Here is a 26,150-nt window from a genome sequence, read left to right as displayed (position 1 = left end):
AGAACATGGTTGAACTCGAGATCGACGGCAAGAAGGTTGAGGTTGCTGAAGGCAGCCTGGTGATGGAAGCCGCCCGCAAGCTGGGCACCTACATCCCGCACTTCTGCTACCACCGCAAACTGTCCATCGCGGCCAACTGCCGCATGTGTCTGGTTGAAGTTGAAAAGGCGCCCAAGGCGCTGCCGGCCTGTGCCACCCCGGTGACCCCGGGCATGAAGGTCTTCACCAATTCGGAGAAGGCCGTCAAGGCGCAGAAGTCCGTGATGGAATTCCTGCTGATCAACCACCCGCTCGACTGCCCGATCTGCGATCAGGGCGGCGAATGCCAGCTGCAGGATCTGGCCGTGGGCTATGGTGCTTCGGAGTCGCGCTACAAGGAAGAGAAGCGCGTGGTGTTCCACAAGAATGTGGGCCCGCTGATCTCCATGGAGGAGATGACCCGCTGCATCCACTGCACCCGCTGCGTGCGCTTTGGCCAGGAAGTGGCCGGCGTGATGGAGCTGGGCATGCTGGGCCGCGGCGAGCACTCGGAAATCACGACCTTCGTCGGCCAGACCGTGGATTCGGAACTGTCCGGCAACATGATCGACCTGTGCCCGGTCGGCGCGCTGACCAGCAAGCCGTTCCGCTACTCGGCCCGTACGTGGGAGCTCGCACGCCGCAAGTCGGTGTCGCCGCACGACGGCCTGGGTGCCAACCTTGTCGTCCAGAGCAAGAACCAGCGCGTCATGCGCGTGCTGCCGCTCGAGAACGAAGACGTCAACGAGTGCTGGATCTCGGACAAGGATCGCTTCTCGTATGAAGGCCTGAACAGTGCCGACCGCCTGACTCGCCCGCTGCTGAAGCAGGGCGGCCAGTGGATCGAAACCGACTGGCAGACGGCGCTCGAATACGTGGCCAATGGCCTCGCGAGCATCAAGCGCGATCATGGCGCCGACCAGATCGCCGCACTGGCCAGTCCGCACAGCACGCTGGAAGAGCTGTACCTGCTGGGCAAGCTGATGCGCGGCATTGGCAGCGACAACGTCGACTTCCGCCTGCGTCAGTCCGATTTCTCGGCAACGCTGAAGGGTGCGCCGTGGCTCGGCATGCCGGTGGCTGACGTGTCCACGCTGCAACGCGTGCTGGTGATCGGCTCGTCGCTGCGCAAGGATCATCCGCTGCTGGCCTCGCGCTTGCGCCAGGCTGGCAAGAAGGGCGCTCGCGTCGCCCTGCTCGGTGCTGGCGGTGAAGACCTGCTGATGCCGCTGGCTGCACGTATCGACGTGGCCCCCTCGGGCTGGACCGCTGCGCTGGCCGGTATCGCCCGCGCCGTGGCGACGGCCAAGGGCGTCGCCGCACCGGCAGGCACCGAAGGTTTTGACGGTAACGATGCTGCCCGTGCCGCCGCCGACGCGCTGCTGTCGGGCGAGCGCCGTGCCGTGTTCCTCGGCAACGAGGCTGTGCGTCACCCGCAATTCGCCGCGCTGCACGCGCTGGCACAGTGGATCGCCACGGAAACCGGCGCCAAGCTGGGCTTCCTGACCGAGGCAGCGAACACCGTGGGCGGCTATGTCGCCGGCGCGCTGCCGAAGCAGGGCGGTGCCAATGCGCAAGCGATGCTGGAGTCGCCGCGCAAGGCTTACGTGCTGCTCAACACCGAGCCCGAGTTCGACGCCGCCGATCCGCGCAAGGCCCTGGCCGCGCTGGCCCAGGCTGGCACCGTGGTCGTGCTGTCGCCGTTCCGCTCGGAAGCAGCCATGCAGTATGCCGACGTGATCCTGCCGGTCACGCCGTTCACCGAAACCGCTGGCACCTTCGTCAACTGCGAAGGCCTGCCGCAGAGCTTCAACGGTGTGGTGCGTGCGCTGGGCGAATCGCGTCCGGCCTGGAAGGTGCTGCGCGTGCTGGGTAACCTGCTGGACGTGGCCGGTTTCGACTACGACAGCGCCGAAGCGGTTCGCGCCGAAGTGCTGGCCAGCCCGGTTGCGCCGCAACTGAGCAACGCCACCGACGCGCCGATCCGCGTGAGCGCCGCCGCTGCCAATGGCATCGAGCGTATTGCAGATGTGCCGATCTACCACGCCGACCCGATCGTGCGTCGTGCCGAATCGCTGCAGCTGACCGCCGCGGCCCGCCGCGCGCAGCAAGTGGCGCTGTCCGCCGACCTGTTCGCCGGCCTGGGTATCCAGTCGGGCGATCCGGTCCGCGTGACGCAGGGCGAGGGTAGCGTGGTGCTGCCGGGCGTGCTGGAAAACACGCTGCCGGCGAACACCGTGCGCGTTCCGGCTGCAACGCCGGCGGCGATGAGCCTCGGCGCGATGTTCGGCACGGTCAAGGTCGAGAAGGCTATCGACCTGTCCGCCGGCCAGAAGGCCGCTGCAACGGCCGGCGCGGCCTGAGCCATACAAGAATAGCGAGAACGCAACATGATCGACTGGATTACCTCGCAAGGCCACGCCATCTTCGGCGGCGCTTGGACGCCGCTGTGGATCCTGATTCGGGCCGTGCTCATTGTGGTGCCGCTGCTGCTGTGCGTGGCTTACCTGATTCTGTGGGAGCGAAAGCTGATCGGCTGGATGCACGTGCGTCTGGGTCCGAACCGCGTCGGCCCGCTGGGCCTGCTGCAGCCGATTGCCGACGTGCTGAAGCTGCTGCTCAAGGAAGTCATGATGCCGACGCAGGTCAGCAAGGGCATGTACCTTGTTGCGCCGCTGATGGTGCTGATGCCCGCCGTGGCGGTCTGGGCGGTGATTCCGTTCCAGGCAGAAGTTGTCATGGCCAACGTGAACGCGGGCCTGCTGTACGTGATGGCGATCAGCTCGGTCGGTGTCTACGGCGTGATCCTGGCCGGCTGGTCCTCGAACTCGAAGTACGCGTTCCTGGGCGGCATGCGCGCCGCCGCGCAGATGGTGTCGTATGAAATCGCCATGGGCTTCGCGCTGGTGACAGTGCTGATGGTCGCAGGCAGCCTGAACCTGTCGGCAATCGTCAACGGCCAGAACACCGGCTACTTCGCCAACATGGGGATCAACGTCCTCTCGTGGAACTGGCTGCCGCTGCTGCCGATGTTCGCTGTGTACTTCATCTCGGGCGTGGCCGAAACCAACCGCCACCCGTTCGACGTGGTGGAAGGCGAGTCGGAAATCGTGGCCGGCCACATGATCGAATACTCGGGCATGGGCTTTGCGCTGTTCTTCCTGGCCGAATACATCAACATGATCATCATCTCGACGATGACCTCGCTGATGTTCCTGGGTGGCTGGGCGCCTCCGTTCTCGAGCTTCCTGACCAACGCGATCCCCGGCTTCTTCTGGCTGCTGATCAAGGTATTCCTGCTGCTGTCCGTCTTCATCTGGATTCGTGCCTCGTTCCCGCGCTACCGCTATGACCAGATCATGCGCCTGGGCTGGAAGGTGTTCATTCCCCTGACCGTGGGCTGGCTGATCATCGTGGCGATCTGGATCAAGTCGCCTTGGAACATCTGGCACTGAACGGCCAAACGAGGGACGCGCACGCTGCAACGAAGCGGCGCGAGCCTCGGGAAACACTAGGAAGCAATCGTCATGCTGCTCGCCATCAAGGACTTCTTTAACAGCCTGCTCCTGAAGGAACTCTTCAAGGGTATGGCACTGACCGGCCGCTATCTCTTCGCGCGCAAGGTCACGGTCCAGTTCCCGGAAGAGAAAACGCCGATCTCGCCGCGTTTCCGTGGCCTGCATGCGCTGCGCCGCTACCCGAACGGGGAAGAGCGCTGCATCGCCTGCAAGCTGTGCGAAGCCGTGTGCCCGGCGCTGGCCATCACGATCGAGTCTGATGTGCGTGCCGACGGCACCCGCCGTACCACGCGCTACGACATCGATCTGACGAAGTGCATTTTCTGCGGCTTCTGCGAAGAGGCCTGCCCGGTCGACGCCGTCGTCGAAACGCCGATCCTGGAATACCACGGCGAGAAACGCGGCGACCTGTACTTCACGAAGGACATGCTGCTGGCAGTGGGCGACCGCTACGAGCCGCAAATTGCCGCTGCGAAGGCCGCGGACGCCAAGTACCGCTGATATCTGCTGGCGCCGGCCTGGCCGGCGCTGCCAAGCGAATTTGAATCGGGCCCCGCAAGGGGCCAATGGAAGGATGCCGCAGGCGCGGACCACCCGGTAGGGGAGGTTTGTGCCGAAGGCCAAGAGAGGATCCGACAAGGACCATGGAACTCACGACCACCATCTTCTACGTCTTTGCGCTGGTGCTGGTGCTCTCCGCACTGAAAGTCATCACCGCGAAGAACCCGGTGCACTCCGCACTGTTCCTCGTACTGTCGTTCTTCACGGCCGCGGCGATCTGGTTGCTGCTCAAGGCGGAATTCCTCGCCATCCTGCTGGTGCTGGTGTATGTCGGCGCCGTGATGGTGCTGTTCCTGTTCGTGGTGATGATGATCGATATCGACATCGAGCACCTGCGCAGGGACTTCTGGACCTATGTGCCGCTCGCGTCCGTGGTCGGTGCGCTGATCATTGCCGAAATGGCCATCGTGCTGGTGCGCAACTTCATCGGCACGACCGCACCGGTGCTGCCCGCCGGTTCGCAGGATCCGGGCTACTCGAACACGGGTGCGCTCGGCAAGCTGATCTACAACGACTATATCTATGCCTTCGAAGTGGCCGGCATCATCCTGCTGGTGGCCATCATCGCGGCCGTGGCGCTGACCATGCGCCGACGCAAGGACGTCAAGGGCCAGGATATCTCGTCGCAGCTGCGTACCCGTCGCGAAGACCGCGTGCGCCTGGTGGCCATGCCGGCCGAAAGCCAGACTGCCCAGGCCGACGCCGCGGCTACCGCCAACAAGAACTAAAGCCACGGAGAAACGCTGTGCTCTCTCTCGCCCATTTCCTCGTGCTCGGTGCGATCCTGTTCGCGATCAGCATCGTCGGTATTTTCCTGAACCGCAAGAACGTGATCGTGCTGCTGATGGCGATCGAACTCATGCTGCTTGCGGTGAACATGAACTTCGTCGCCTTCTCGCACTACATGGGCGACCTGGCCGGACAGGTTTTCGTTTTCTTCATCCTCACGGTGGCCGCAGCCGAGTCGGCAATCGGTCTGGCAATCCTGGTCGTGCTGTTCCGCAATCTGGACACGATCAACGTGGACGACATGGATACCCTGAAGTACTGATCCATGACGCACTACGCAATGAACCCAGACTGCTCACCGCTCGCACACCAATAAGCGTCCTATGGCAACCACGCTCAACCCCAACCTGCTGCTCGCGATTGCGCTGGCGCCGCTAGTCGGCTCAGCCATCGCCGGCCTGTTCGGCACCAAGTTCTTTGGCCTGTTTTCCTCGGAGTCGCGCGGCGGCCGGATTGTGGCCCACACCGCGACGATTCTCGGCGTGGCCATTTCCTTCGTGCTGTCGGTGATGGTGCTGCTCGATGTCATGAACGGCGCGAGCTACAACGGCACCGTCTACGAGTGGATGGCCATCGGCGACCTGAAGATGGAAGTCGGCTTCCTGGTCGATTCGCTGACCGCGATGATGATGGTCGTGGTGACCTTCGTGTCGCTGATGGTGCATATCTACACCGTTGGCTACATGGACGGGGACCCCGGCTACAACCGCTTCTTCTCGTACATCTCGCTCTTCACCTTCTCGATGCTAATGCTGGTGATGAGCAACAACTTCCTGCAGCTGTTCTTCGGCTGGGAAGCGGTGGGCCTGGTGTCCTACCTGCTGATCGGCTTCTGGTACACCCGCCCGACCGCGATCTTCGCGAACCTGAAGGCGTTCCTGGTGAACCGTGTCGGTGACTTCGGCTTCATCCTCGGCATCGGCCTGCTGCTGGCTTACAGCGGCAGCATGAACTACTCGGACGTGTTCGCTGCCCGCGAGAAGCTGGCGACGGTGATCTTCCCGGGCACCGACTGGATGATGCTGACGGTTGCCTGCATCTGCCTGTTCATCGGCGCCATGGGCAAGTCCGCCCAGTTCCCGCTGCACGTCTGGCTGCCTGACTCGATGGAAGGCCCGACCCCGATTTCCGCGCTGATCCACGCCGCTACCATGGTGACGGCCGGCATCTTCATGGTCAGCCGCATGTCGCCGCTGTTCGAGCTGTCGGACACCGCGCTGTCGTTCGTGCTGGTGATTGGCGCCATTACTGCGCTGTTCATGGGCTTCCTGGGCATTATCCAGAACGACATCAAGCGCGTGGTTGCGTACTCGACGCTGTCGCAGCTCGGCTACATGACCGTGGCGCTGGGTGCGTCGGCCTACTCGGTCGCCGTGTTCCACCTGATGACCCACGCGTTCTTCAAGGCACTGCTGTTCCTTGGCGCGGGCTCGGTCATCATCGGCATGCACCACGATCAGGACATCCGCAACATGGGCGGCCTGCGCAAGTACATGCCGATCACCTGGATCACCTCGCTGGTGGGTTCGCTCGCACTGATCGGTACGCCGTTCTTCTCGGGCTTCTACTCGAAGGATTCGATCATCGAAGCCGTGGCCGAGTCGCACCTGGCCGGTTCGGGCTTTGCCTACTTCGCCGTGCTGGCCGGCGTGTTCGTGACCGCGTTCTACTCGTTCCGCATGTACTTCCTGGTCTTCCACGGCAAGGAGCGCTGGGGCCAGAACCATGCTCACCATGGCCACGAGGGCGACCATGACGAGGAAGAGGTGTCGCATGACCACCACCATGGCCTGGCTGCCGGCGAGAAGCCGCACGAGTCGCCGTGGGTCGTGACGCTGCCGCTGGTGCTGCTGGCCATCCCGTCGGTCATCATCGGTGCGATCGCCATCGAGCCGATGCTATTCGGTGAGTTTTTCAAGCACGGCGTGGCATTCAAGGACGTGATCTTCGTCGGCGAGAACCACCACGCCATGAAGGAACTGGAAGAAGCCTTCCACGGCTGGGTGCCGATGGCGATCCATTCGCTGACCACTCCGGTCCTGTGGCTGGCCATCGCCGGTGTCGTGCTGTCGTGGTTCTTCTACATGAAGCGCCCGGACATCCCCGAAGCGATCAAGAGCCGCTTCTCGGGCCTGTACAAGCTGCTCGACAACAAGTACTACATGGACGCCATCAACCAGGCCGTGTTCGCACGCGGTGCCCGCCTGCTGGGTACCGGCCTGTGGAAGGGTGGCGACCAGAGCTTTATCGACGGCCTGTTCGTCAATGGTTCGGCGCGCGTGGTGGCTTCGTTCGCCGCAGCCAGCCGCTACCTGCAATCGGGTTATATCTACCACTACGCATTCGCGATGATCGTCGGCATGCTGGTGCTGCTGACGCTCACCGTCACAGGCGTGATTGGCACCAAGTGATAGGCACCGAGTAAGGAAAACAAAGAAATGGTTCTGTCTTTCGCAATCTGGCTGCCTATCTTCTTCGGCTTGCTGATACTGGCCTCGGGCTCGGACCGCAGCGCCGGCTACGTGAGGTGGATGTCGCTGTTCGGCTCGATCGCCAGCTTCATCGTCACGCTGCCGCTGGTGTTCCACTTCGACAAGTCCACCGCGGCGATGCAGTTCGTGGAGAAGTCGTCCTGGATCGAACGCTTCAATATCCAGTACTACCTGGGCGTTGACGGCATCTCGATGTGGTTCGTCGTGCTGACCGCCTTCATCACCGTGATCGTCGTGATTTCGGCCTGGGAAGTGATCACCGAACGCGTGGCCGAGTACATGGCCTCGTTCCTGATCCTGTCTGGCGTGATGGTCGGCGTGTTCTGCGCGCTGGACGGCATGCTGTTCTACGTGTTCTTCGAAGCCACGCTGATCCCGATGTACATCATCATCGGCGTGTGGGGCGGTCCGAACCGTGTGTACGCGGCCTTCAAGTTCTTCCTGTACACGCTGCTGGGCTCGCTGCTGACGCTGGTCGCGCTGCTGTACCTGTACAGCAAGACCGGTACTTTCGAGATCCTGCAGTGGCACCAGGCCAAGCTGTCGCTGAACGAGCAGATCGCGCTGTTCATCGCCTTCTTCATGGCTTTCGCCGTCAAGGTCCCGATGTGGCCGGTGCACACCTGGCTGCCCGATGCCCACGTGGAAGCGCCGACCGGTGGTTCCGTCGTGCTGGCCGCGATCATGCTGAAGCTCGGTGCCTACGGCTTCCTGCGGTTCTCGCTGCCGATCGCGCCTGACGCAAGCCATTCGCTGGCGGCGTTCATCATCACCATCTCGCTGATCGCCGTGATCTACATCGGCCTGGTGGCGCTGGTGCAGGCCGACATGAAGAAGCTGGTCGCGTATTCGTCGATCGCGCACATGGGCTTCGTGACGCTTGGTTTCTTTATTTTCAATGAAATCGGCATCGAAGGCGGCATCGTGCAGATGATCTCGCACGGCTTCATCTCGGGCGCCATGTTCCTGTGCATCGGGGTGCTGTACGACCGTGTGCACTCGCGCCAGATCGCCGACTACGGCGGTGTGGTGAACACCATGCCGAAGTTCGCTGCGCTGTCGGTGTTCTTTGCGATGGCCAACTGCGGCCTGCCGGCAACTTCCGGTTTCGTTGGCGAATTCATGGTGATCCTGGGTTCGGTCCAGTACAACTTCTGGATCGGCCTGCTGGCCGCCACCGCGCTGATCTTCGGGGCTGCGTATTCGCTGTGGATGGTCAAGCGCGTGATTTTCGGCGACATCGTTCACCAGCACGTCCGCGAACTGGTCGACCTGAACAAGCGCGAATTCGTGATGCTGGGCCTGCTCGCCATCATGACGTTGTACATGGGCCTGTACCCGAAGCCCTTCACCGACGTGATGCACGCCTCGGTGGTCAACCTGCTGTCCCACGTGGCGCAGTCCAAGTTGTAATCGGGGAGAGATAACACTATGCAACCGTCCTCGACTCTCGCCCCGGTGGCGCCGATTATTTTCCTGGCGATCTCGATCGCCGCGGTCAACTGGATCGACCTTGCCCGCGGCAAGGGCAAGCAAAGCGTCGCGTACCCGCTGTCGCTGCTGTTCACGGCGGTGCTGACCCTCTGGTTCGGCATCAACGCCTCGACCGGCGAAACGCACTACGCGTTCGCCAACCTGGTCGTGATCGATCCGCTGGCCAACGTGCTGTCGGCGTTCTGCTCGGCCGGCCTGTTCGTCACGCTGGTCTACACGCGCCGCTACCTCGCCGACCGCAATATGTACGCCGGCGAGTTCTATCAGCTCGCGCTGTTCACGCTGGGCGGCCAGATCGTCATGATCACCGGCAACAACTTCCTGACCCTGTACCTGGGCCTGGAACTGTTGTCGCTGTCGTCGTACGCACTGGTGGCGCTGCGCCGCGAGTCGCGCGTGACGTCGGAATCGGCGATGAAGTACTTTGTGCTGGGCGCGCTGGCTTCGGGCTTCCTGCTGTACGGCATCTCGATGATGTACGGCGCGACCGGTTCGCTGAACCTCGGCGAAGTGTTCCGCGTGGTCGAGTCTGGCCGTGTCAACACGACTATGCTCGCCTTCGGCGTGGTGTTCATCGTCGCCGGCCTGTCGTTCAAGTTGGGTGCCGCACCGTTCCACATGTGGATTCCGGACATCTACCAGGGCTCGCCGACCGCGGTGACGCTGCTGATCGCTGGTGGCCCGAAGGTCGCGGCATTCGCGCTGATCGTGCGTGTGCTGGTGGAAGGCCTGCTGCCGCTGGCCGCCGACTGGCAGACCATGCTGGTGATCCTGGCGGTCCTGTCGCTGGCGATCGGTAACCTGACCGCCATCGTCCAGACCAACCTGAAGCGGATGCTCGCTTACTCGACCATTTCGCACATGGGCTTCATCCTGCTGGGCATGCTGTCCGGTGTGGTGGCCAACAAGGCGGATGGCGCGGCGAATGCCTACAGTGCGTCGATGTTCTACTCGATCACGTACCTGCTGACGACGCTGGGTACCTTCGGCCTGATCCTGCTGCGCACGACCAAGGGTTTCGAGGCCGAGACGCTGGAAGACCTGAAGGGCATGTCGCGCCGCAACCCGTGGTTCGCGTTCCTGATGCTGGTGATGATGTTCTCGCTGGCCGGCATTCCGCCGACCGTGGGCTTCTACGCCAAGCTGGCGGTGCTCGAAGCCGTGGTGAAGTCGGGCATGACCTGGCTGGCCGTGGTGGCGGTGCTGTTCTCGCTGATCGGCGCGTTCTACTACCTGCGTGTCGTCAAGCTGATGTACTTCGATGCACCGGTCGGCGAAGAGCCGCTCGAAGCGACGGCTGGCCTGCGTTCGATGCTTAGCCTGAATGGCGCCGCAGTGATCGTGCTGGGTATCTTCCCGGCTGCGCTGATGAACCTGTGCTACCAGGCCATCCGCGCAACGCTGGCTTCGTAAGCGCACGAGGCGACAAGACATGAGTTCCCCGGCGGGCGGCTGGTTTGTCATCTTGCTGGCACTGGTTTGTGCCAACCTGCCGTTCGTCAACCAGCGCCTGTTCGCAGTGATCCCGCTGCGCTGGAGCCGCAAGCCGCTGTGGCTGCGGTTGCTGGAACTGATCTGCTGGTATGCGGCCGCCGGCCTGGCCGGCTTTGCGGTGGAGGCGAGCCTCGGCAACGCCTTTCCGCAAGGCTGGCAGTTCTACGCCATCACGGCGTGCATGATGCTGGTGTTCGCCTTCCCAGGCTTTACCTGGCAGTACCTCGTCAAACACCGCACGGCCTGAAGCCGGTCATGAAGCCGCCGGGCGTGCCATTCACCCGGAGCGCTCATGACGGACAAGACCCAGGACTCCGACTTTCCGCCGTCCAATGATGACGGACTCAAGGAAGTCTGCGTGGCTTCGGCCACCGTCCATCGCGGCAAATTTCTCACGCTGAAGCAAGACATCGTCCGCCTGCCCGACGGCAAGCAGACTGGCCGCGAGTACGTCGTGCATCCCGGCGCGGTCATGATGATCCCGCTGTTCGACGATGGCACCGTGCTGATGGAGCGGCAGTTCCGCTATCCGGTCGGCGAAGTCATGGTCGAATTCCCCGCGGGCAAGCTGGATCCCCAGGAAGGCGCGTTGCGTTGCGGCGAGCGCGAGTTGGAGGAAGAGACCGGCTACAGCGCCGCGCGCTGGGACTACCTGACCCGGATCCATCCGGTGATTTCCTATTCGACCGAGTTCATCGACCTGTTCCTCGCACGTGACCTGACCGAGGGGCAGGCAAAGCTCGATGATGGTGAATTCCTCGAAACCTTCATCGTCCCGGCAGGCCAGGTGCTGGACTGGGTGCGCCAAGGCCGCATTACCGACGTGAAGACGATCATCGGCGCGTTCTGGCTGGAAAAGGTAATCTCGGGGAACTGGCAGCCTGGCGAACAGCCAGTGCCACGCTGAAATGGGGCGATAGCCGGCCAGTAAGGCAAGCGGTGTGCTTTCCGCTCCACGTGAATGCGGGAAATCCCTTCGGAAAAAAATTAGCACGACCGTTCACAAAATTTTGATTCACGGATACTATTCCCTTTGACGGGCTGGAAAGATCATGAAGGTGCTCGACCTGCGCTGTGCGCAAAACCATCGTTTCGAAGGCTGGTTTGCTTCTGAGGATGATGCGCAATCGCAAATCGCACGCGACCTCGTCCAGTGCCCGGTCTGCGGTGACCACGCCGTGAGCCGGCTGCCCAGCGCGCCGCGCCTGAATCTGTCAGGGGCGACGCAGGCGCAGCGCGGACCGGTGAAGGCGGAGCAAGCGGCGCATGCGCCGGCTCCCTTGCAAACCTTGCAGGCGGCCTATATGAAGGCCGTGCGGCAGGTGATGGCGCAGACTGAGGATGTGGGCGACCGCTTTGCCGAGGAGGCAAGGCGCATGCACTACGACGAGGCGCCGGAGCGCGGTATTCGCGGTTCGGCTTCCGCGGAGGAAGTGCAGGCGCTGGCGGAAGAGGGCATCGAGACATTCCCGCTCGTGGTGCCGGATGCGTTGAAGCAGACGGCTCACTGAATTGCGTCCTGTGCCCGTAGTTGTCGGCGCAAGACGCGCAGGCAGAACTACTTGCCGGCACCTTGCCGGCATCACTGGAGACGGGCATGGATCTCAATTACTCGGCGTCCGACGACGCCTTCCGCGAGGAAGTGCGTAGCTGGCTGGAAGCCAATCTGCCGGAGGAAATCCGCAGCAAGGTGCTCAACCATCGCCGCCCCAGCCGCGACGACCTGGTGCGCTGGCACAAGATCCTGGCGGCCAAGGGCTGGTCGACGCCGCACTGGCCCGTGCAATACGGCGGCACCGGCTGGAACGCCACGCAGCGCCATATCTGGGATGAGGAAAACGCCCGCGCCGGCGCGCCCGGCGTGCTGCCGTTCGGCGTGGCCATGGTCGCGCCCGTGATCATGAAGTACGGCAACGAGCAGCAAAAGTCGTACTACCTGCCGCGTATCCTGGACTGCACCGACTGGTGGTGCCAGGGCTACTCCGAGCCGGGCTCGGGCTCCGATCTGGCTTCGGTCAAGACCCGTGCGGAACTGACTTCGGACGGCAAGCACTACATCGTCAACGGCCAGAAGACCTGGACCACGCTCGGCCAGCACGCCGACATGATCTTCTGCCTGGTGCGCACCGATCCGGAAGCCAAGAAGCAGGAAGGCATCTCCTTCCTGCTGATCGACATGAAGACCCCGGGCATTACCGTGCGCCCGATCATCATGCTCGACGAAGACCATGAAGTGAACGAAGTGTTCTTCGACAACGTCCAGGTGCCGGTGGAAAACCGCGTGGGCGAGGAGAACAAGGGCTGGACCTACGCCAAGTACCTGCTCGGCCACGAGCGCACCGGCATTGCCCGCGTCGGCAATTCCAAGCGCGAGCTCGGTTTCCTCAAGCGCGTGGCGCGCCAGCAGCAGAAGAACGGCAAGCCGCTGCTGGAAGATCCGGTATTCGGCGCCAAGGTTGCCGCGCTGGAAATCGAACTGATGGCGCTGGAGATCACCGTGCTGCGCGTGGTGTCGAGCGAGGCTGCGGGCAAGGGCCCCGGTCCGGAAGCGTCGATGCTGAAGATCAAGGGCACGGAGATCCAGCAGTTGCTGACCGAGCTGATGGTGGAAGCCGTCGGCCCGTACGCGCAGCCGTTCGACCCGGCCTACCTGGAGTGCGAACACGAGCATGCGGTGACCGGCTATGACGACGCCGCTCCGCTGGCCTCCTACTACTTCAACTATCGCAAGACCTCCATCTACGGCGGGTCCAATGAAATCCAGCGCAACATCATCAGCCAGATGATCCTGGGGCTGTGAGGAGACACGGAACATGAACTTCAATCTCAGCGACGAACAGAAGCAACTGGCTGACGCCGTACGCCGTTTCATCGACAAGGACTACGACTTCGAGTCGCGCAAGAAGCGCTACGAGAGCTCGGCCGGCTACGGCGAGAATACGTGGGGCTCGCTGGTCGAACTCGGCCTGACCGCGCTGCCGGTGCCGGAAGAGCAGGGCGGCTTCGCGGGCAAGGCGCTGGACATGATGGTGGTGCAGCAGGAACTCGGCCGCGGCCTGATCGTGGAGCCGTACCTGGCGACCGTCGTCGGCGCGTATGCGCTGGGGCTCGCAGGTGGCCAGGAAGCGCTGCTCGAGCAGGTTGCAGGCGGTGAACTCAAGCTGGCGGTGGCCTTCAATGAGCCGCAGGCGCGCTATGAACTGAACAACGTGCGCGTGACCGCGCGCGACGGCAAGCTCAACGGTCGCAAGGCCGTGGTGATCCACGGCGGCCAGGCCGACAAGCTGATCGTGTCGGCGCGCAGCAGCGGCGCGGATGCCGACCGCGACGGTATCTCGCTGTTCCTGGTCGATGCCAAGGGTGCCGGCGTCAGCATCAAGGACTACCGCACCATCGACAACCTGCGTGCCGCAGATATCACGTTCCAGGACGCTCCGGCCCAACTGCTTGGCGAGGCTGGCAAGGCCTTCGCCCAGATCGAGCAGGTGGCCGACTACGCCGCGGTGCTGCTGTGCGCCGAGGCTGTGGGCGTGATGGACAACCTCAACGCTGCCACGCTGGAATACGCCAAGACGCGCCAGCAGTTCGGCCAGCCGATTGCGCGCTTCCAGGCGCTGCAGCACCGCATGGTCGAGATGTTTATCCATGCCGAGCAGTCGCGCTCGATCACGCTGCTGGCTGCGGCCCGCTTCGAGGAGAGCAACCCCGAAGAGCGCCGCCGCTACGTCTCGGCCGCCAAGGCACGGGTCGGCCAGGCCGCGCGCTATGTCGGCCAGGAAGCGGTGCAGATCCACGGCGGCATGGGCGTGACCAACGAACTGCCGGCCGCGCACATGTTCAAGCGCCTGGCGCTCATCAACACGACGTTCGGTGACGTCGATCATCACCTGGGCCGGTTCGCCGGGCAGGCAAGCTTCCAGGAAGCTGCCTGATCCCCTGATGCCAGTCGAAACCGCGCCGTAGTCCAGGCGCGGTTTTTTCTTTGCGGGCTGTTAGGGGCGGGTTCGGCAAATACGGACGCACACCGCCACGCCCCATGCGATCATCGTGATGACAAGTCAACAGCCAGCGACTACGGAGATAAATCCATGCTGTATTTCGAGGACTTTGAGGTCGGGAGCCGCCGCGAACTCGGCTCCTACCTGGTTACCGAGGAAGAGATCCTCAGCTTTGCCCGCCAGTACGATCCGCAGCCGTTCCATATCGACAAGGACGCCGCTGCCAAGAGCATCTACGGCGGGTTGATTTCCAGCGGCTGGATGACGTGCTCGATCATGATGCGCCTGCTGGTGCTCAGCACCACGGGCAAGTCGGCCAGCATGGGGTCACCGGGCCTCGACGAGGTCCGCTGGCTGAAGCCGGTCTACGCCGGCGACACGCTGACCGCCGTGCTGGTCGTGCTGGATACCCGGCCGTCGCAATCCAAGCCAGACCGTGGCGTCGTGCATACCCAGTGGGAAGCTACCAACCAGCGCGGCGAACTGGTCTGCACGGTCAAGGGCATGGGCATGTACGGCCGCCGCCCGGCCTGAGATCGCAACACCCCACACACAGAGGAGATAACCCACATGCGTACCATCGCATCGCTCGAAGAACTGGAAAGCCTGCAAGGACAGGAGGTCGCCGTCAGCGACTGGATGGAGATCACCCAGGAACAGGTCAACCTGTTCGCCGAGGCGACCGGTGACCACCAGTGGATCCACGTCGACGTGGAGCGCGCCAAGAAGGAATCGCCCTATGGCGGCCCGATCGCGCATGGTTTCCTGACGCTGTCGCTGGTGCCGAAGTTCATGCACAACGCGCTGCACATGCCGTCGAAGATCGGCGTGAACTATGGCCTGAACCGGGTGCGTTTCACGGCACCGGTGCCGGTGGGCAGCAAGCTGCGCGCACGTATCAAGCTGCAGAAGGTCGAACGGCTCGACCCGCTGCCCAAGTCGCCGGAACTGGTGGGCGCTCAGTCCACTTGGGAGGTGACGATCGAACGCGAGGGCAGCGACCGTCCCGTGTGCGTGGCTGAGTCAATTAGTCGCAGGTACGGTTAAGCCACTGTTGTTTTGTTGATACAGGAAGAAAAGGGCCGTCGAGAGGCGGCCTTTTTCAGTTTTTGACGATAATGATGACAACGCCACACATTTTCAGTGACTGTCACATCGCATATTGTGATTGTCCGGTTATCTGAACAGTGTGTTCTGTGTCGTTGGGTTTACCCGTAATGTTGCATTGCGGTACAGTCGCGCCCACGATGTTTTACGTGTTGCACATTTCGGCCGGAAACCGCGCTTGCTCACAAGGCAGGCCAGCCGGGAAGTGCAAAAACTTCGTGGTTCAACGCTACCCGGCCGCAGTCTTGAGCCGGGACCGTTCGCGGTTTCGGCCATCAGGTGCCGCAGTGCCACCGCCTCAGGCGGGCCGCTCGCGCAGTCGTCAGTTGTCCTTCCGTGTTCATGGCGTTATCAGGCCGCATGGTCACTCGGCGTTAAATCCGCCAGACCGCAACGCCAGCTAAGGACACGTCCTTCCGGTTTTCCCTCAGCCCAACGCCTCTTGCTTCCGGCATCAGGCGGTGAAGCCACGCTTTGCCCAAGCGCGGCCTAACCAAACCAGTCGTGACATGAAGAAACCCATACTGCCGCGGTGGACGCGGTCTCTGCCAAGCCTCGGCCTGCTCTTGCTGCTCGCCGGCTGCAACATGACGCTGCTCGACCCGAAAGGGCAGGTAGGCGTCGACATCAAAGGCATCATCCTGATCGCCACCTGGCTCATGCTGCTGGTGGTGGTGCCGGTGATCGTCCTGACGCTGGTGTTTGCGTGGAAGTACCGTGCCAGCAATACCTCGGCACGCTATGAACCCGACTGGTCGCACTCGACTGCCATCGAAGTCGTGGTGTGGCTGATTCCCTGCCTGATCATCATCGCGCTGGGCATCATCACGTGGAAGTCTTCGCACGACCTCGATCCCTACAAGCCGCTGGAATCCAAGCAGAAGCCGATCACCGTCGAGGCGGTCGCGATGAACTGGAAGTGGCTGTTCATCTATCCGGAACTGAAGATCGCGACGGTCAACCAGATCGCGTTCCCGGTGGGTACGCCGGTGAACTTCAAGATCACGTCGGATTCGATCATGAATTCGTTCTTCATCCCGCAACTGGGCAGCCAGGTTTACGCCATGGCCGGGATGGAGACCAAGCTGCACCTGATTGCCAACGAGGCCGGCACGTATGACGGCATGTCCGCCAACTACAGCGGCGGCGGTTTCTCGGGCATGAAGTTCAAGGCGACGGCCATGTCGAACTTCGAGTTCGACGCATGGGTTGCCAAGGTGCGCGCGTCCGAACGTCAGCTCGCCAGCGCGGACTACAAGGTCCTGGCCCAGCCGAGCGAAGCGGAGCCGGTTGCCTACTACGGCAAGGTCGAAGACGGCCTGTTCACCGGTGTCCTGCACCAATACATGGGCAACGACGGCCATGCCATGGCCCGCGAGGGTTTTGATGGCGGCCCGATCTGTACGTCGCGTAACACGCTCGGCGAAGAGCGGGTGTCCATGGCCACGCCGGCCAAGCCGGCGCTGGGCGCGCAATCCTAGGAGCAATGATGTTTGGCAAATTGAGTTTGTCGGCGATTCCGTTTCATGAGCCGATCATCATGGTCGTACTGGCCGGCGTCGCCCTCGGCGGCGCTGCGCTGCTAGGCGCGATCACGTATTTCAAGAAGTGGGGCTACCTCTGGAATGAGTGGTTCACTTCCGTCGATCACAAGAAGATCGGCGTGATGTACTGCCTGGTCGCGCTGGTCATGCTGCTGCGCGGCTTTTCCGACGCGGTCATGATGCGCGCGCAGCTGGCGCTCGCCACGAACGGTGCCCACGGCGTCCTGCCGCCGGAACACTACGACCAGATCTTCACCGCCCACGGCGTGATCATGATCTTCTTCGTGGCCATGCCGCTGATGACGGGTCTGATGAACCTCGTGGTGCCGCTGCAGATCGGCGCGCGCGACGTGGCGTTCCCGTTCCTGAACACGCTGTCGTTCTGGCTGTTCGTGTCGGGCGCCATGCTGGTCAACATCTCGCTGGGCGTTGGCGAATTCGCCAAGACCGGCTGGCTTGCCTACCCGCCGCTGTCGGGCCTCGACTTCAGCCCGGGCGTAGGGGTGGACTACTACCTCTGGTCCTTGCAGATTTCAGGGTTGGGTACGCTGCTGACCGGCGTGAACTTCCTGGTGACGATCCTGAAGATGCGCGCCCCGGGCATGACCCTGATGCGCATGCCGGTGTTCACCTGGACCGCCCTGTGCACCAACGTGCTGATCGTGGCTGCCTTCCCGGTGCTGACCGTGTCGCTGGCGCTGCTGGGCCTGGACCGCTACTTCGACATGCACTTCTTCACGAACGATGGCGGCGGCAATGCCATGATGTACGTGAACCTGATCTGGATCTGGGGCCACCCCGAGGTGTACATCCTGATCCTGCCGGCATTCGGTATCTTCTCTGAAGTCATCGCCACGTTCTCGGGCAAGAAGCTGTTCGGCTACAAGGGCATGGTGTACGCGACCGCGGCCATCATGGTGCTGTCGTTCATCGTGTGGCTGCACCACTTCTTCACGATGGGCTCGGGTGCGAACGTCAACGCGTTCTTCGGTATCACGACCATGATCATCTCCATCCCGACCGGGGTGAAGATCTTCAACTGGCTGTTCACGATGTACCGCGGCCGTGTGCAGATGACCACGCCGGTACTGTGGACGCTGGGCTTCATGATCACCTTCGTGATCGGTGGCATGACCGGCGTGCTGATGGCCGTGCCGGCAGCCGACTTCGTGCTGCACAACAGCCTGTTCCTGATCGCCCACTTCCACAACGTGATCATCGGCGGCGTGCTGTTCGGCTACCTGGCCGGCATCACCTACTGGTGGCCGAAGGCGTTCGGCTTCACGCTGAACGAGCGACTGGGCAAGTACGCGTTCTGGTGCTGGCTGGTGGGCTTCTACTTCGCCTTCATGCCGCTGTACGTGCTGGGCCTGATGGGCATGACCCGTCGTCTGAACCACACCGACAACCCGGCCTGGACGCCGTGGCTGTACCTGGCCGTGGTGGGCGTGGTGTTCGTGGCCCTGGGCATCTTCTTCCAGGTGCTGCAGATCGTCGTGTCGATCCGCGACCGCAAGAAGCTGGCCGACGTGACCGGCGACCCGTGGGGTGGCCGCACGCTGGAATGGGCTACCTCGTCGCCGCCGCCGTTCTACAACTTCGCGCACACCCCGGTGGTGCGTGACCTGGACGCGTTCGCCGACATGAAGGCCCGTGGCGAAACCATCCCGACCAGCGGCTACGAGCAGATCCACATGCCGAAGAACACCGGCGCTGGCTTCTGGATGGGCCTGTTCAGCCTGGTGCTGGGCTTCGCCCTGGTCTGGCACATCTGGTGGCTTGCCGCCGTGGGCCTGGTCGGCATGGTGGTGTCGTTCATCCGCCGCGCCAACGATGACCACATCGACTATTACGTGCCGGCCGCCGAGGTCGAGCAGATTGAAACGCGCCAACTGCAGCGCATTGCTTCGCAGGCCTGATGACCATGTCGACAGAAGTCCTTGATCGCTTCGGGGCGGCGCAAGCCCCGGCTCATGCGCACTCGCACGACGAGACGCACGACCACGCGCACCACGACACCAGCGAGAACACCATCTTTGGTTTCTGGCTGTACCTGATGAGCGACTGCATCTTGTTCGCGTGCCTGTTCGCCGCCTTCGCCGTCCTGCGCGGCGAAGTGGCGGGCGGCCCGTCGGCCAAGGAGCTGTTCGAGCTCAACTACGTGCTCGTCGAGACCTTCATCCTGCTGTTCTCGTCGATCACGTACGGGTTCGCGATGATCTCGATGCAGAACCGCTCGAAGGGGCGGGTACTGGTCTGGCTGGGCATCACGTTCCTGCTGGGCGCCGCGTTCATGTACATGGAAATCAACGAGTTCCATCACCTGATCGCCGAAGGCGCCGGACCGAGCCGCAGCGCGTTCCTGTCGTCGTTCTTCACGCTGGTGGGCACCCACGGCCTGCACGTCGCAAGCGGCATGGTGTGGATGCTGGTCCTGATGTGGCAAGTCAGCAAGAAGGGCCTGACCCCGACGATGTCCAAGCGCCTGAACTGCCTCAGCCTGTTCTGGCACTTCTTGGACGTGGTCTGGATCGGCGTCTTCACCGTGGTCTACCTGATGGGAGCAATGTAAATGGCACAGCAACACGCAGCGTCCGCGCACGCCGAGTCGCACGGCCACAGCAGCTTCAAGTCCTATGCGATCGGCTTCGTGCTGGCGGTGATCCTGACCGTCATCCCGTTCAAGATCGTGATGGACGGCACCATGGACCGCGGCACGACCCTGCTGATCATCCTCGGCATGGCCGCGGTGCAGGTCGTCGTCCACCTGAAGTACTTCCTGCATATGGATGGTTCGAAGGAACAGCGCTGGAACGTGATGTCGTTCCTGTTCACGCTGCTGATCCTGTTCATCGTGCTGGCCGGTTCGCTCTGGATCATGCACAACATGAACGCGAACATGATGCCGTGGATGATGAAGTGATCGTCTTCGGGTAATGAACAGAAACGGGGCCTTCGGGCCCCGTTTCTGTTTTTGGCACCGCACCATGCCTGGGTGCGCTCTCATTCGTCGACCGGCGCGTCCACTAGCACTCTGCACCCGATTGCACCGTGCACGAAGGCGGTGCGTCGGTGTCCGTGCTCGCCCGGCACCAGCGTGGTGCTTCCCCTCGGCAGCCTCCCTCAATTTGTCTCTTGCCGGGCGCCCGCCGGCTTCCTGTCGTGTTCCGCCATCTCGGTGCACCATGGCACGCTAGTTGCAGATGCATCACCCGGGGTGCGTTGAGTCCCGTAACCAAACGACAAACTGGGAGCTGCAATGAAACGACGTGACATGCTGAAGCTGTCGGCGGTAGCCGCCGCGGCGATGATCAGCGCCAGCCCGCTGGCGATGGCGCAGTCCAAGGAACCGATCAAGGTCGGCATCCTCCATTCGCTGTCGGGCACCATGGCCATTTCGGAGACGTCGCTCAAGGACGTGGCCCTGATGACCATCGACGAGATCAACAAGAGCGGTGGCGTGCTCGGCCGCAAGCTTGAGCCCGTGGTCGTGGATCCGGCATCGAACTGGCCGCTGTTCGCCGAGAAGGCGCGCCAGCTGATCACCAAGGACAAGGTCGCTGTCACGTTCGGCTGCTGGACTTCGGTGTCGCGCAAGTCGGTGCTGCCGGTCTACGAGGAACTGAATTCGCTGCTGTTCTACCCCGTGCAGTATGAAGGCGAGGAGATGTCCAAGAACGTCTTCTACACCGGCGCCGCTCCCAACCAGCAGGCCATCCCGGCCGTCGAGTACCTGATGAGCAAGGAAGGCGGCGGAGCGAAGCGCTTCTTCCTGCTTGGCACCGACTACGTCTACCCGCGCACCACGAACAAGATCCTGCGCGCGTTCCTGAAGAGCAAGGGCGTCGCGGACAAGGATATCGAAGAGGTCTACACGCCGTTCGGCCACAGCGACTACCAGACCATCGTCGCGAACATCAAGAAGTTCGCGCAGGGCGGCAAGACGGCCGTGATCTCGACCATCAACGGCGACTCCAACGTGCCGTTCTACAAGGAACTCGGCAACGCTGGCCTGAAGGCCAAGGACGTGCCGGTGGTGGCCTTCTCGGTCGGCGAGGAAGAACTGCGCGGCATCGACACCAAGCCGCTGGTCGGCCACCTGGCTGCATGGAACTACTTCATGTCGGTCAAGAACCCCGAGAACGAAGCGTTCAAGAAGCAATGGGCGGCCTGGGTCAAGGCGAACAACCTGCCTGGTGGCGACAAGCGCGTGACCAATGATCCGATGGAAGCCACCTACGTCGGCATCCACATGTGGGCGCAGGCCGTGAAGAAGGCCGGCACGACCGATCCGGACAAGGTCCGCGCCGCCATGTATGGCCAGACCTTCAAGGCACCGGACGGCTTCACGCTGACCATGGGCGACAACCATCACCTCTACAAGCCGGTGATGATCGGCGAGGTGAAGGGCGACGGCCAGTTCACGGTGGTGTGGAAGACGGCGAAGCCGATCCGCGCGCAGCCGTGGAGCCCGTTCATCTCCGGCAATGAAGGCAAGCCGGACAAGGTGATGTAAGGCAGCCAGTCGCTGCACCCCTGGCAGGCGCGCTCCGCCGGCTCACCGTTGCCGGCTGGTGGCGGTGCGCGCCTGACCGGGCCGCGGGGGTTCCCAGAAAAAAGCAGGCACGACCACGTGCCGCCTAATCGCCAGCACCTATGTCCCATTCGTTACCGAAGATCGCCGTGTCGTGGCTGCGCGCCATGCTGGCTGTGCTGCTGCTTGCCGTGCCGCTGTGGGCAGCCGCCGCAGGCGCATTGACGCAAGCCGACCTCAAGCCATTGGCCGAGGACGATTTCGATGCCAAGACTGCGGCCTTGTCCGTGCTGGCCAAGGCGCCGCCTGAGCAGGCCGGCCCTATCCTGAAAGCGCTGCAGGACGACGCGCTGCAATATGCGCCGTCGGTGGGCATGGTGCGCCAGGAAGGTGACAAGACCGTCGATGCCATCTCAGGCAAGCCAGTGACGGTCAAGGCCGATGAGCTCGAATCATTGACCCTGAATAACAGCCTGCGCGCGATCGTCGATAGCGCCGCAAGCGGATTCCTGCTGCAGTCGCCCGATATCTCGGTGCGCACGCAGGCGATCAACACGCTGTACGACCAACCAGAGAATGCGTCGCGGGCGAGCGTGGAGACGGCGCGCAAGGTCGAGGCCGATCCCGGTCTGCGCGCCCGGCTGGACGTGATCTGGGCCACCACCGTGCTCGCGGAAGAAGTGAAGTCCGATGACGCGGCCCAGCGTGAAGCGCGGCTCGAAGCGATCCGCATTCTCGGTCGCGACAGCAATCCGCAAAGCCGCCAGAAACTGGCGCCGCTGGTCGAGCGCGGCAGCGATGGCAAGTATCGTGAACCCGATGTCGAAGTGCGCACCGCCGCGCAGCAGGCGCTCGACGCGCTGCGCAGCGACCAGCGCCGTGCCGAACTGGTCGGCAACCTGTTCGCGGGCCTGAGCCTGGGCAGTGTGCTGCTGCTGGCCGCGCTGGGCCTGGCGATCACCTACGGACTGATCGGCGTCATCAACATGGCGCACGGCGAATTCCTGATGATCGGCGCCTATGCGACCTATGTGGTGCAGACGTTGTTCCGCACCTATGCGCCTGGTGCGTTCGACTGGTATCTGCCTGCCGCGCTGCCGGCGTCGTTCCTGGCGGCCGGCATCGTCGGCTTCGTGCTCGAGCGGCTGGTGCTGCGCCATCTCTATGGCCGCCCGCTGGAGACGCTGCTCGCCACGTTCGGCGTGAGCCTGCTGCTGATGCAGGCAGTGCGCACGCTGTTCGGTGCGCAGAACGTTGAGGTGGCCAACCCCGCGTGGATGAGCGGCGGCGTCGAATGGATGCCGGGTCTGGTGATTCCCTACAACCGCATCGTGATCATCCTGTTTGCGCTGGCCGTCGTGGCCATTGCATGGGCGGTGCTCAACCGTACGCGCCTCGGCCTGTTCGTACGTGCCACGACACAGAACCGGACCATGGCTGCCTGCGTGGGCGTGCGTACGTGGAAGGTGGACAGCTACGCGTTCGCGTTCGGCGCCGGCATCGCAGGCCTGGGCGGCTGTGCGCTGTCGCAGATCGGCAACGTCGGCCCGGACCTCGGCCAGGCCTACATCATCGATTCCTTCATGGTCGTGGTGCTCGGCGGGGTGGGGCAGTTGGCAGGCACCATCGTCGGCGCGTTCGGCCTCGGCATCATCAACAAGTTCATCGAGCCGTTCTACGGCGCGGTGCTGGCCAAGATCTTCGTCCTGGTGCTGATCGTGCTCTTCATCCAGAAGCGGCCGCAGGGACTTTTCGCGCTCAAGGGGCGCAGCGCGGAGGCATGATGCAGAGCTTTCACTCAAACTCCCCGGGCACGCCGTTCCGCCTGTCGGTGCCCGAGCGCCAGCCGCTGTTCACTGGGCGCGGCTGGGCTGCGCTGGCGATACTGACGCTCGTCGTGGCGGTCGGCGTTCCGGTGTGCGCGCTGATGGTGCCGGAAGGGCATCCGCTTCATCTGTCGGCCTATGCGCTGACGCTGATCGGCAAGATCATGTGCTTCGCGCTGGCCGCCATTGCACTCGATCTCGTGTGGGGCTACTGCGGCATCCTGAGCCTTGGCCATGGCTTGTTCTTCGCGCTCGGCGGCTACGCGATGGGCATGTACCTGATGCGATCCATCGGCCGCGAAGGCGTGTACAAGAGCGACTTGCCGGACTTCATGGTGTTCCTCGACTGGAAGGAGTTGCCGTGGTTCTGGCACGGCACCGAGCATCTCTGGTACGCGCTGCTGCTGGTGGTGCTCGTGCCCGGCGTGCTGGCGTGGCTGTTCGGCTTCTTCGCGTTCCGTTCGCGCATCAAGGGCGTGTACCTGTCGATCATCACGCAGGCCATGACGTATGCGGCGATGCTGCTGTTCTTCCGCAACGAGACCGGTTTCGGCGGCAATAACGGCTTCACCGACTTCAAGCGCATCGCGGATTTCGCAGTCGCCGCGCCGCAGACGCGCACGGCGCTGTTCGTGCTGACGTTCCTCGCGCTGATCGCCGGGTTCGTCGCGTGCCGCTACATCGTGACGTCGAAGCTGGGCCGCGTGGTCACGGCCGTGCGCGACGCCGAGATGCGCGTGATGTTCTCGGGCTACAACCCGCTTGGCTACAAGTTGTTCGTGTGGACGTTCTCGGCCGTGCTGTGCGGCATTGCGGGCGCGTTGTATGTGCCGCAGGTTGGCATCATCAACCCGGGCGAGATGTCGCCGGGCAACTCGATCGAGATGGCCGTATGGGTGGCCGTCGGTGGCCGCGGCACGTTGATCGGGCCGGTGATCGGCGCGTTCCTGGTCAATGGCGCCAAGACGATGTTCACGGCGTACTTTGCCGAGTACTGGCTGTTCCTGCTCGGCGCGATGTTCGTGCTCGTCACGCTGTACCTGCCTGATGGCGTGATCGGGTTGTGGAAGCGCCTGCGCGAACGCAGCAGCCGTGCCACGCCGGCAGCGCCCGCGCCGACCGAGGCCGTATCCAGCCCTGCGGTAGCAGGACGCACCGGAGGTGAAGCATGAATGCCGCGCTCGAATACGGCCAGGCGGAAAGCGGCAATGCCACGGGCCTTGGCCGCGTGGTGGAGCCGGGCACGATCGATGTCTCGCATGGCCCCATCCTTTACCTGGAAGACGTGACGGTGCAGTTCGGCGGCTTCCGCGCGCTCAACAAGCTGAGTCTGTCGATCGACCACGGCGAACTGCGCTGCGTGATCGGCCCCAATGGCGCGGGCAAGACCACGATGATGGACGTCATCACCGGCAAGACCGGCCCGCGCAATGCCAACGTGAGTGGCCGCGTGTTCCTGGGCCAGACCATCGACCTGATCCGCATGACCGAGCCGCGCATTGCGCAGGTCGGCATCGGCCGCAAGTTCCAGAAGCCGACGGTGTTCGAACAGCATGCCGTCTGGGAAAACCTCGAACTCGCGATGAAGGCCGACAAGCGCTGGTGGTCGTCGCTGCGTGCGCGGCTGACCGGGGAGGGGCATCGTCGCATTGAAGAGACGCTGGCGCTGACGGGGCTGGAGGACGAGGCCTATCGTCCGGCCGGACTGCTGTCGCACGGCCAGAAGCAGCGGCTGGAAATCGGCATGCTGTTGATGCAGCAGCCGCAGTTGTTGCTGCTGGACGAACCCGTGGCCGGCATGACTGATGAGGAGACCATGCAGCTTGCCGCGCTGTTGAACAGCCTGCGCGGCAGCTGCTCGATGATGGTGGTCGAGCACGACATGGAGTTCGTCGCGGCGCTCGCCGGCGACGAGGGCAGGGTCACGGTGCTGGCTGAAGGCAGCGTGCTGGCCGAAGGCACGCTCGACAGCGTCAAGCGCGACGAACGCGTGATCGAATCCTATTTGGGAAGATAGCCATGCTGCAGGTCAATGCACTGAACCAGTTCTACGGCGGCAGCCATATCCTGCGCAACGTCTCGTTCGAGGTGCCGCGCGGCAAGCTCACCACGCTGCTCGGCCGCAACGGCGTGGGCAAGAGCACCTTGCTCAAGTGCCTGATGGGCGTGGTGCCCACGCGCAGCGGCAGCATCCAGTGGGAAGGGCGCGCGCTGGAAAAGAAAGCGCCTTACGAGCGCGTCTCGGCAGGTCTCGCCTACGTGCCGCAGGGGCGCGAGATTTTCCCGCGGCTCACGGTCGAAGAGAACCTGCTGATCGGCGCGGCGAGCCGGGCGCGGCCGACGGGCGTGCCGGATCGCATCTATCAGCTGTTCCCGGTGCTGCGCACCATGCGCCAGCGCCGCGGCGGAGACCTGTCCGGCGGGCAGCAGCAACAGCTCGCGATCGGCCGTGCGCTGATGAGCGAGCCCGAACTGCTGATTCTCGACGAGCCGACCGAAGGCATCCAGCCATCGATCATCCAGGACATCGGACGGGCGCTGCGCCTGCTGGTGGACGAGTTCGGCATGACGGTGCTGCTTGTCGAGCAGTACTACGAGTTCGCGCGACATATCGCCGACCATTACGTCGTGATGAGCCGAGGCGAAGTCGTGGCGAAAGGCGAGGGCGCCAACATGGAGCAGGACGGCGTGCGGGAGCTGATTGCCGTGTGAAGGTGCGAAGCGGTGCAGGTGCCGTTCGCGACGCTTCCGCAGAGGCGGGCGGCGCGCTATGAT

At 63.2% G+C, this 26,150-nt stretch carries 24 protein-coding genes; all 24 read left to right on the top strand.

Annotated features, from left to right (window positions below; all coding sequences use genetic code 11):
• Nucleotides 1-5 precede the first annotated feature (5 nt).
• The 24 genes from nuoG to urtE all read left to right on the top strand — a co-directional run bounded on the left by nuoG (nucleotide 6) and on the right by urtE (nucleotide 26,087).
• Complete coding sequence (nuoG, locus tag KHO41_RS01550) at nucleotides 6-2,381, top strand: NADH-quinone oxidoreductase subunit NuoG (RefSeq protein ID WP_211951538.1); 2,376 nt, start codon at nucleotides 6-8, stop codon at nucleotides 2,379-2,381.
• A 27-nt stretch (nucleotides 2,382-2,408) separates the two neighbouring features.
• Entirely contained in the window at nucleotides 2,409-3,473 is a 1,065-nt protein-coding gene (gene nuoH / locus KHO41_RS01545) for an NADH-quinone oxidoreductase subunit NuoH (protein WP_211951537.1), read from the top strand.
• A gap of 72 nt (nucleotides 3,474-3,545) precedes the next feature.
• Nucleotides 3,546-4,037, top strand: coding sequence for an NADH-quinone oxidoreductase subunit NuoI (nuoI, locus tag KHO41_RS01540; RefSeq protein ID WP_011297152.1), 492 nt, complete (start codon nucleotides 3,546-3,548; stop codon nucleotides 4,035-4,037).
• 143 nt (nucleotides 4,038-4,180) lie between these two features.
• Nucleotides 4,181-4,825 carry an NADH-quinone oxidoreductase subunit J gene (locus tag KHO41_RS01535; RefSeq protein ID WP_211951536.1) on the top strand — a complete coding sequence of 215 codons (645 nt, stop codon included), beginning with the start codon at nucleotides 4,181-4,183 and terminating at the stop codon, nucleotides 4,823-4,825.
• Between the two features lie 17 nt (nucleotides 4,826-4,842).
• Nucleotides 4,843-5,148: an NADH-quinone oxidoreductase subunit NuoK gene (nuoK, locus tag KHO41_RS01530; RefSeq protein ID WP_011297154.1), complete on the top strand. Its 306-nt coding sequence runs from the start codon at nucleotides 4,843-4,845 to the stop codon at nucleotides 5,146-5,148.
• A 61-nt stretch (nucleotides 5,149-5,209) separates the two neighbouring features.
• A complete protein-coding gene (gene nuoL / locus KHO41_RS01525) occupies nucleotides 5,210-7,297 on the top strand; it encodes an NADH-quinone oxidoreductase subunit L (RefSeq protein WP_211951535.1) in 2,088 nt (695 codons plus the stop codon).
• A 27-nt stretch (nucleotides 7,298-7,324) separates the two neighbouring features.
• The gene (locus KHO41_RS01520) at nucleotides 7,325-8,791 is read left to right on the top strand and encodes an NADH-quinone oxidoreductase subunit M (RefSeq protein ID WP_211951534.1); all 1,467 of its coding nucleotides are present in this window, start codon (nucleotides 7,325-7,327) and stop codon (nucleotides 8,789-8,791) included.
• 18 nt (nucleotides 8,792-8,809) lie between these two features.
• The gene (nuoN, locus tag KHO41_RS01515) at nucleotides 8,810-10,285 is read left to right on the top strand and encodes an NADH-quinone oxidoreductase subunit NuoN (protein ID WP_211951533.1); all 1,476 of its coding nucleotides are present in this window, start codon (nucleotides 8,810-8,812) and stop codon (nucleotides 10,283-10,285) included.
• Nucleotides 10,286-10,304: 19 nt separating this feature from the next.
• Entirely contained in the window at nucleotides 10,305-10,613 is a 309-nt protein-coding gene (locus KHO41_RS01510; protein ID WP_011297158.1) for a DUF2818 family protein, read from the top strand.
• 45 nt (nucleotides 10,614-10,658) lie between these two features.
• Nucleotides 10,659-11,273, top strand: coding sequence for an NUDIX domain-containing protein (locus KHO41_RS01505; protein ID WP_211951532.1), 615 nt, complete (start codon nucleotides 10,659-10,661; stop codon nucleotides 11,271-11,273).
• A gap of 145 nt (nucleotides 11,274-11,418) precedes the next feature.
• Nucleotides 11,419-11,877 carry a DUF1178 family protein gene (locus tag KHO41_RS01500; RefSeq protein ID WP_211951531.1) on the top strand — a complete coding sequence of 153 codons (459 nt, stop codon included), beginning with the start codon at nucleotides 11,419-11,421 and terminating at the stop codon, nucleotides 11,875-11,877.
• Between the two features lie 86 nt (nucleotides 11,878-11,963).
• Nucleotides 11,964-13,166 carry an acyl-CoA dehydrogenase family protein gene (locus KHO41_RS01495; RefSeq protein ID WP_211951530.1) on the top strand — a complete coding sequence of 401 codons (1,203 nt, stop codon included), beginning with the start codon at nucleotides 11,964-11,966 and terminating at the stop codon, nucleotides 13,164-13,166.
• Nucleotides 13,167-13,179: 13 nt separating this feature from the next.
• The gene (locus KHO41_RS01490; protein WP_211951529.1) at nucleotides 13,180-14,298 is read left to right on the top strand and encodes an acyl-CoA dehydrogenase family protein; all 1,119 of its coding nucleotides are present in this window, start codon (nucleotides 13,180-13,182) and stop codon (nucleotides 14,296-14,298) included.
• 156 nt (nucleotides 14,299-14,454) lie between these two features.
• Complete coding sequence (locus KHO41_RS01485; protein WP_211951528.1) at nucleotides 14,455-14,898, top strand: MaoC family dehydratase; 444 nt, start codon at nucleotides 14,455-14,457, stop codon at nucleotides 14,896-14,898.
• Between the two features lie 36 nt (nucleotides 14,899-14,934).
• On the top strand, nucleotides 14,935-15,411 hold the full coding sequence (locus KHO41_RS01480; protein ID WP_140950133.1) for a MaoC family dehydratase: 477 nt from the start codon (nucleotides 14,935-14,937) through the stop codon (nucleotides 15,409-15,411).
• A gap of 569 nt (nucleotides 15,412-15,980) precedes the next feature.
• Nucleotides 15,981-16,952, top strand: a complete 972-nt coding sequence (gene cyoA / locus KHO41_RS01475) for a ubiquinol oxidase subunit II (protein WP_211951527.1) — start codon at nucleotides 15,981-15,983, stop codon at nucleotides 16,950-16,952.
• Nucleotides 16,953-16,960: 8 nt separating this feature from the next.
• Nucleotides 16,961-18,934 carry a cytochrome o ubiquinol oxidase subunit I gene (gene cyoB, locus KHO41_RS01470; RefSeq protein ID WP_011297166.1) on the top strand — a complete coding sequence of 658 codons (1,974 nt, stop codon included), beginning with the start codon at nucleotides 16,961-16,963 and terminating at the stop codon, nucleotides 18,932-18,934.
• Nucleotides 18,935-18,939: 5 nt separating this feature from the next.
• The gene (gene cyoC / locus KHO41_RS01465) at nucleotides 18,940-19,587 is read left to right on the top strand and encodes a cytochrome o ubiquinol oxidase subunit III (RefSeq protein WP_041679857.1); all 648 of its coding nucleotides are present in this window, start codon (nucleotides 18,940-18,942) and stop codon (nucleotides 19,585-19,587) included.
• Nucleotides 19,588-19,938: a cytochrome o ubiquinol oxidase subunit IV gene (gene cyoD, locus KHO41_RS01460; RefSeq protein ID WP_011297168.1), complete on the top strand. Its 351-nt coding sequence runs from the start codon at nucleotides 19,588-19,590 to the stop codon at nucleotides 19,936-19,938.
• A gap of 336 nt (nucleotides 19,939-20,274) precedes the next feature.
• Nucleotides 20,275-21,531, top strand: a complete 1,257-nt coding sequence (gene urtA / locus KHO41_RS01455; protein WP_211951526.1) for an urea ABC transporter substrate-binding protein — start codon at nucleotides 20,275-20,277, stop codon at nucleotides 21,529-21,531.
• A gap of 140 nt (nucleotides 21,532-21,671) precedes the next feature.
• Nucleotides 21,672-23,333, top strand: a complete 1,662-nt coding sequence (gene urtB / locus KHO41_RS01450; RefSeq protein ID WP_211951525.1) for an urea ABC transporter permease subunit UrtB — start codon at nucleotides 21,672-21,674, stop codon at nucleotides 23,331-23,333.
• A complete protein-coding gene (gene urtC / locus KHO41_RS01445) occupies nucleotides 23,333-24,547 on the top strand; it encodes an urea ABC transporter permease subunit UrtC (protein WP_211951643.1) in 1,215 nt (404 codons plus the stop codon). Before urtB ends, urtC begins: the two co-directional genes overlap by 1 nt.
• Nucleotides 24,544-25,392: an urea ABC transporter ATP-binding protein UrtD gene (gene urtD / locus KHO41_RS01440; protein ID WP_011297172.1), complete on the top strand. Its 849-nt coding sequence runs from the start codon at nucleotides 24,544-24,546 to the stop codon at nucleotides 25,390-25,392. Before urtC ends, urtD begins: the two co-directional genes overlap by 4 nt.
• Before the next feature lie 2 nt (nucleotides 25,393-25,394).
• Nucleotides 25,395-26,087 (top strand): urea ABC transporter ATP-binding subunit UrtE, encoded by a 693-nt coding sequence (gene urtE / locus KHO41_RS01435; protein WP_211951524.1) that lies wholly within the window; start codon nucleotides 25,395-25,397, stop codon nucleotides 26,085-26,087.
• Nucleotides 26,088-26,150 lie beyond the last annotated feature (63 nt).

It is taken from the genome of Cupriavidus numazuensis, assembly GCF_905397435.1.
In the GTDB taxonomy this organism is placed as follows: domain Bacteria; phylum Pseudomonadota; class Gammaproteobacteria; order Burkholderiales; family Burkholderiaceae; genus Cupriavidus; species Cupriavidus numazuensis.
Note: the sequence above shows the minus strand (reverse complement) of the source record. Positions and strands in the feature narration are given on the sequence as shown.

Coding starts and splice junctions, on each gene's coding strand:
- nuoG (WP_211951538.1), top strand. CDS start 6: ATGGTTGAACTCGAGATCGACGGCAAGAAGGTTGAGGTTGCTGAAGGC.
- nuoH (WP_211951537.1), top strand. CDS start 2,409: ATGATCGACTGGATTACCTCGCAAGGCCACGCCATCTTCGGCGGCGCT.
- nuoI (WP_011297152.1), top strand. CDS start 3,546: ATGCTGCTCGCCATCAAGGACTTCTTTAACAGCCTGCTCCTGAAGGAA.
- KHO41_RS01535 (WP_211951536.1), top strand. CDS start 4,181: ATGGAACTCACGACCACCATCTTCTACGTCTTTGCGCTGGTGCTGGTG.
- nuoL (WP_211951535.1), top strand. CDS start 5,210: ATGGCAACCACGCTCAACCCCAACCTGCTGCTCGCGATTGCGCTGGCG.
- KHO41_RS01520 (WP_211951534.1), top strand. CDS start 7,325: ATGGTTCTGTCTTTCGCAATCTGGCTGCCTATCTTCTTCGGCTTGCTG.
- nuoN (WP_211951533.1), top strand. CDS start 8,810: ATGCAACCGTCCTCGACTCTCGCCCCGGTGGCGCCGATTATTTTCCTG.
- KHO41_RS01510 (WP_011297158.1), top strand. CDS start 10,305: ATGAGTTCCCCGGCGGGCGGCTGGTTTGTCATCTTGCTGGCACTGGTT.
- KHO41_RS01505 (WP_211951532.1), top strand. CDS start 10,659: ATGACGGACAAGACCCAGGACTCCGACTTTCCGCCGTCCAATGATGAC.
- KHO41_RS01500 (WP_211951531.1), top strand. CDS start 11,419: ATGAAGGTGCTCGACCTGCGCTGTGCGCAAAACCATCGTTTCGAAGGC.
- KHO41_RS01495 (WP_211951530.1), top strand. CDS start 11,964: ATGGATCTCAATTACTCGGCGTCCGACGACGCCTTCCGCGAGGAAGTG.
- KHO41_RS01490 (WP_211951529.1), top strand. CDS start 13,180: ATGAACTTCAATCTCAGCGACGAACAGAAGCAACTGGCTGACGCCGTA.
- KHO41_RS01485 (WP_211951528.1), top strand. CDS start 14,455: ATGCTGTATTTCGAGGACTTTGAGGTCGGGAGCCGCCGCGAACTCGGC.
- KHO41_RS01480 (WP_140950133.1), top strand. CDS start 14,935: ATGCGTACCATCGCATCGCTCGAAGAACTGGAAAGCCTGCAAGGACAG.
- cyoA (WP_211951527.1), top strand. CDS start 15,981: ATGAAGAAACCCATACTGCCGCGGTGGACGCGGTCTCTGCCAAGCCTC.
- cyoB (WP_011297166.1), top strand. CDS start 16,961: ATGTTTGGCAAATTGAGTTTGTCGGCGATTCCGTTTCATGAGCCGATC.
- cyoC (WP_041679857.1), top strand. CDS start 18,940: ATGTCGACAGAAGTCCTTGATCGCTTCGGGGCGGCGCAAGCCCCGGCT.
- cyoD (WP_011297168.1), top strand. CDS start 19,588: ATGGCACAGCAACACGCAGCGTCCGCGCACGCCGAGTCGCACGGCCAC.
- urtA (WP_211951526.1), top strand. CDS start 20,275: ATGAAACGACGTGACATGCTGAAGCTGTCGGCGGTAGCCGCCGCGGCG.
- urtB (WP_211951525.1), top strand. CDS start 21,672: ATGTCCCATTCGTTACCGAAGATCGCCGTGTCGTGGCTGCGCGCCATG.
- urtC (WP_211951643.1), top strand. CDS start 23,333: ATGCAGAGCTTTCACTCAAACTCCCCGGGCACGCCGTTCCGCCTGTCG.
- urtD (WP_011297172.1), top strand. CDS start 24,544: ATGAATGCCGCGCTCGAATACGGCCAGGCGGAAAGCGGCAATGCCACG.
- urtE (WP_211951524.1), top strand. CDS start 25,395: ATGCTGCAGGTCAATGCACTGAACCAGTTCTACGGCGGCAGCCATATC.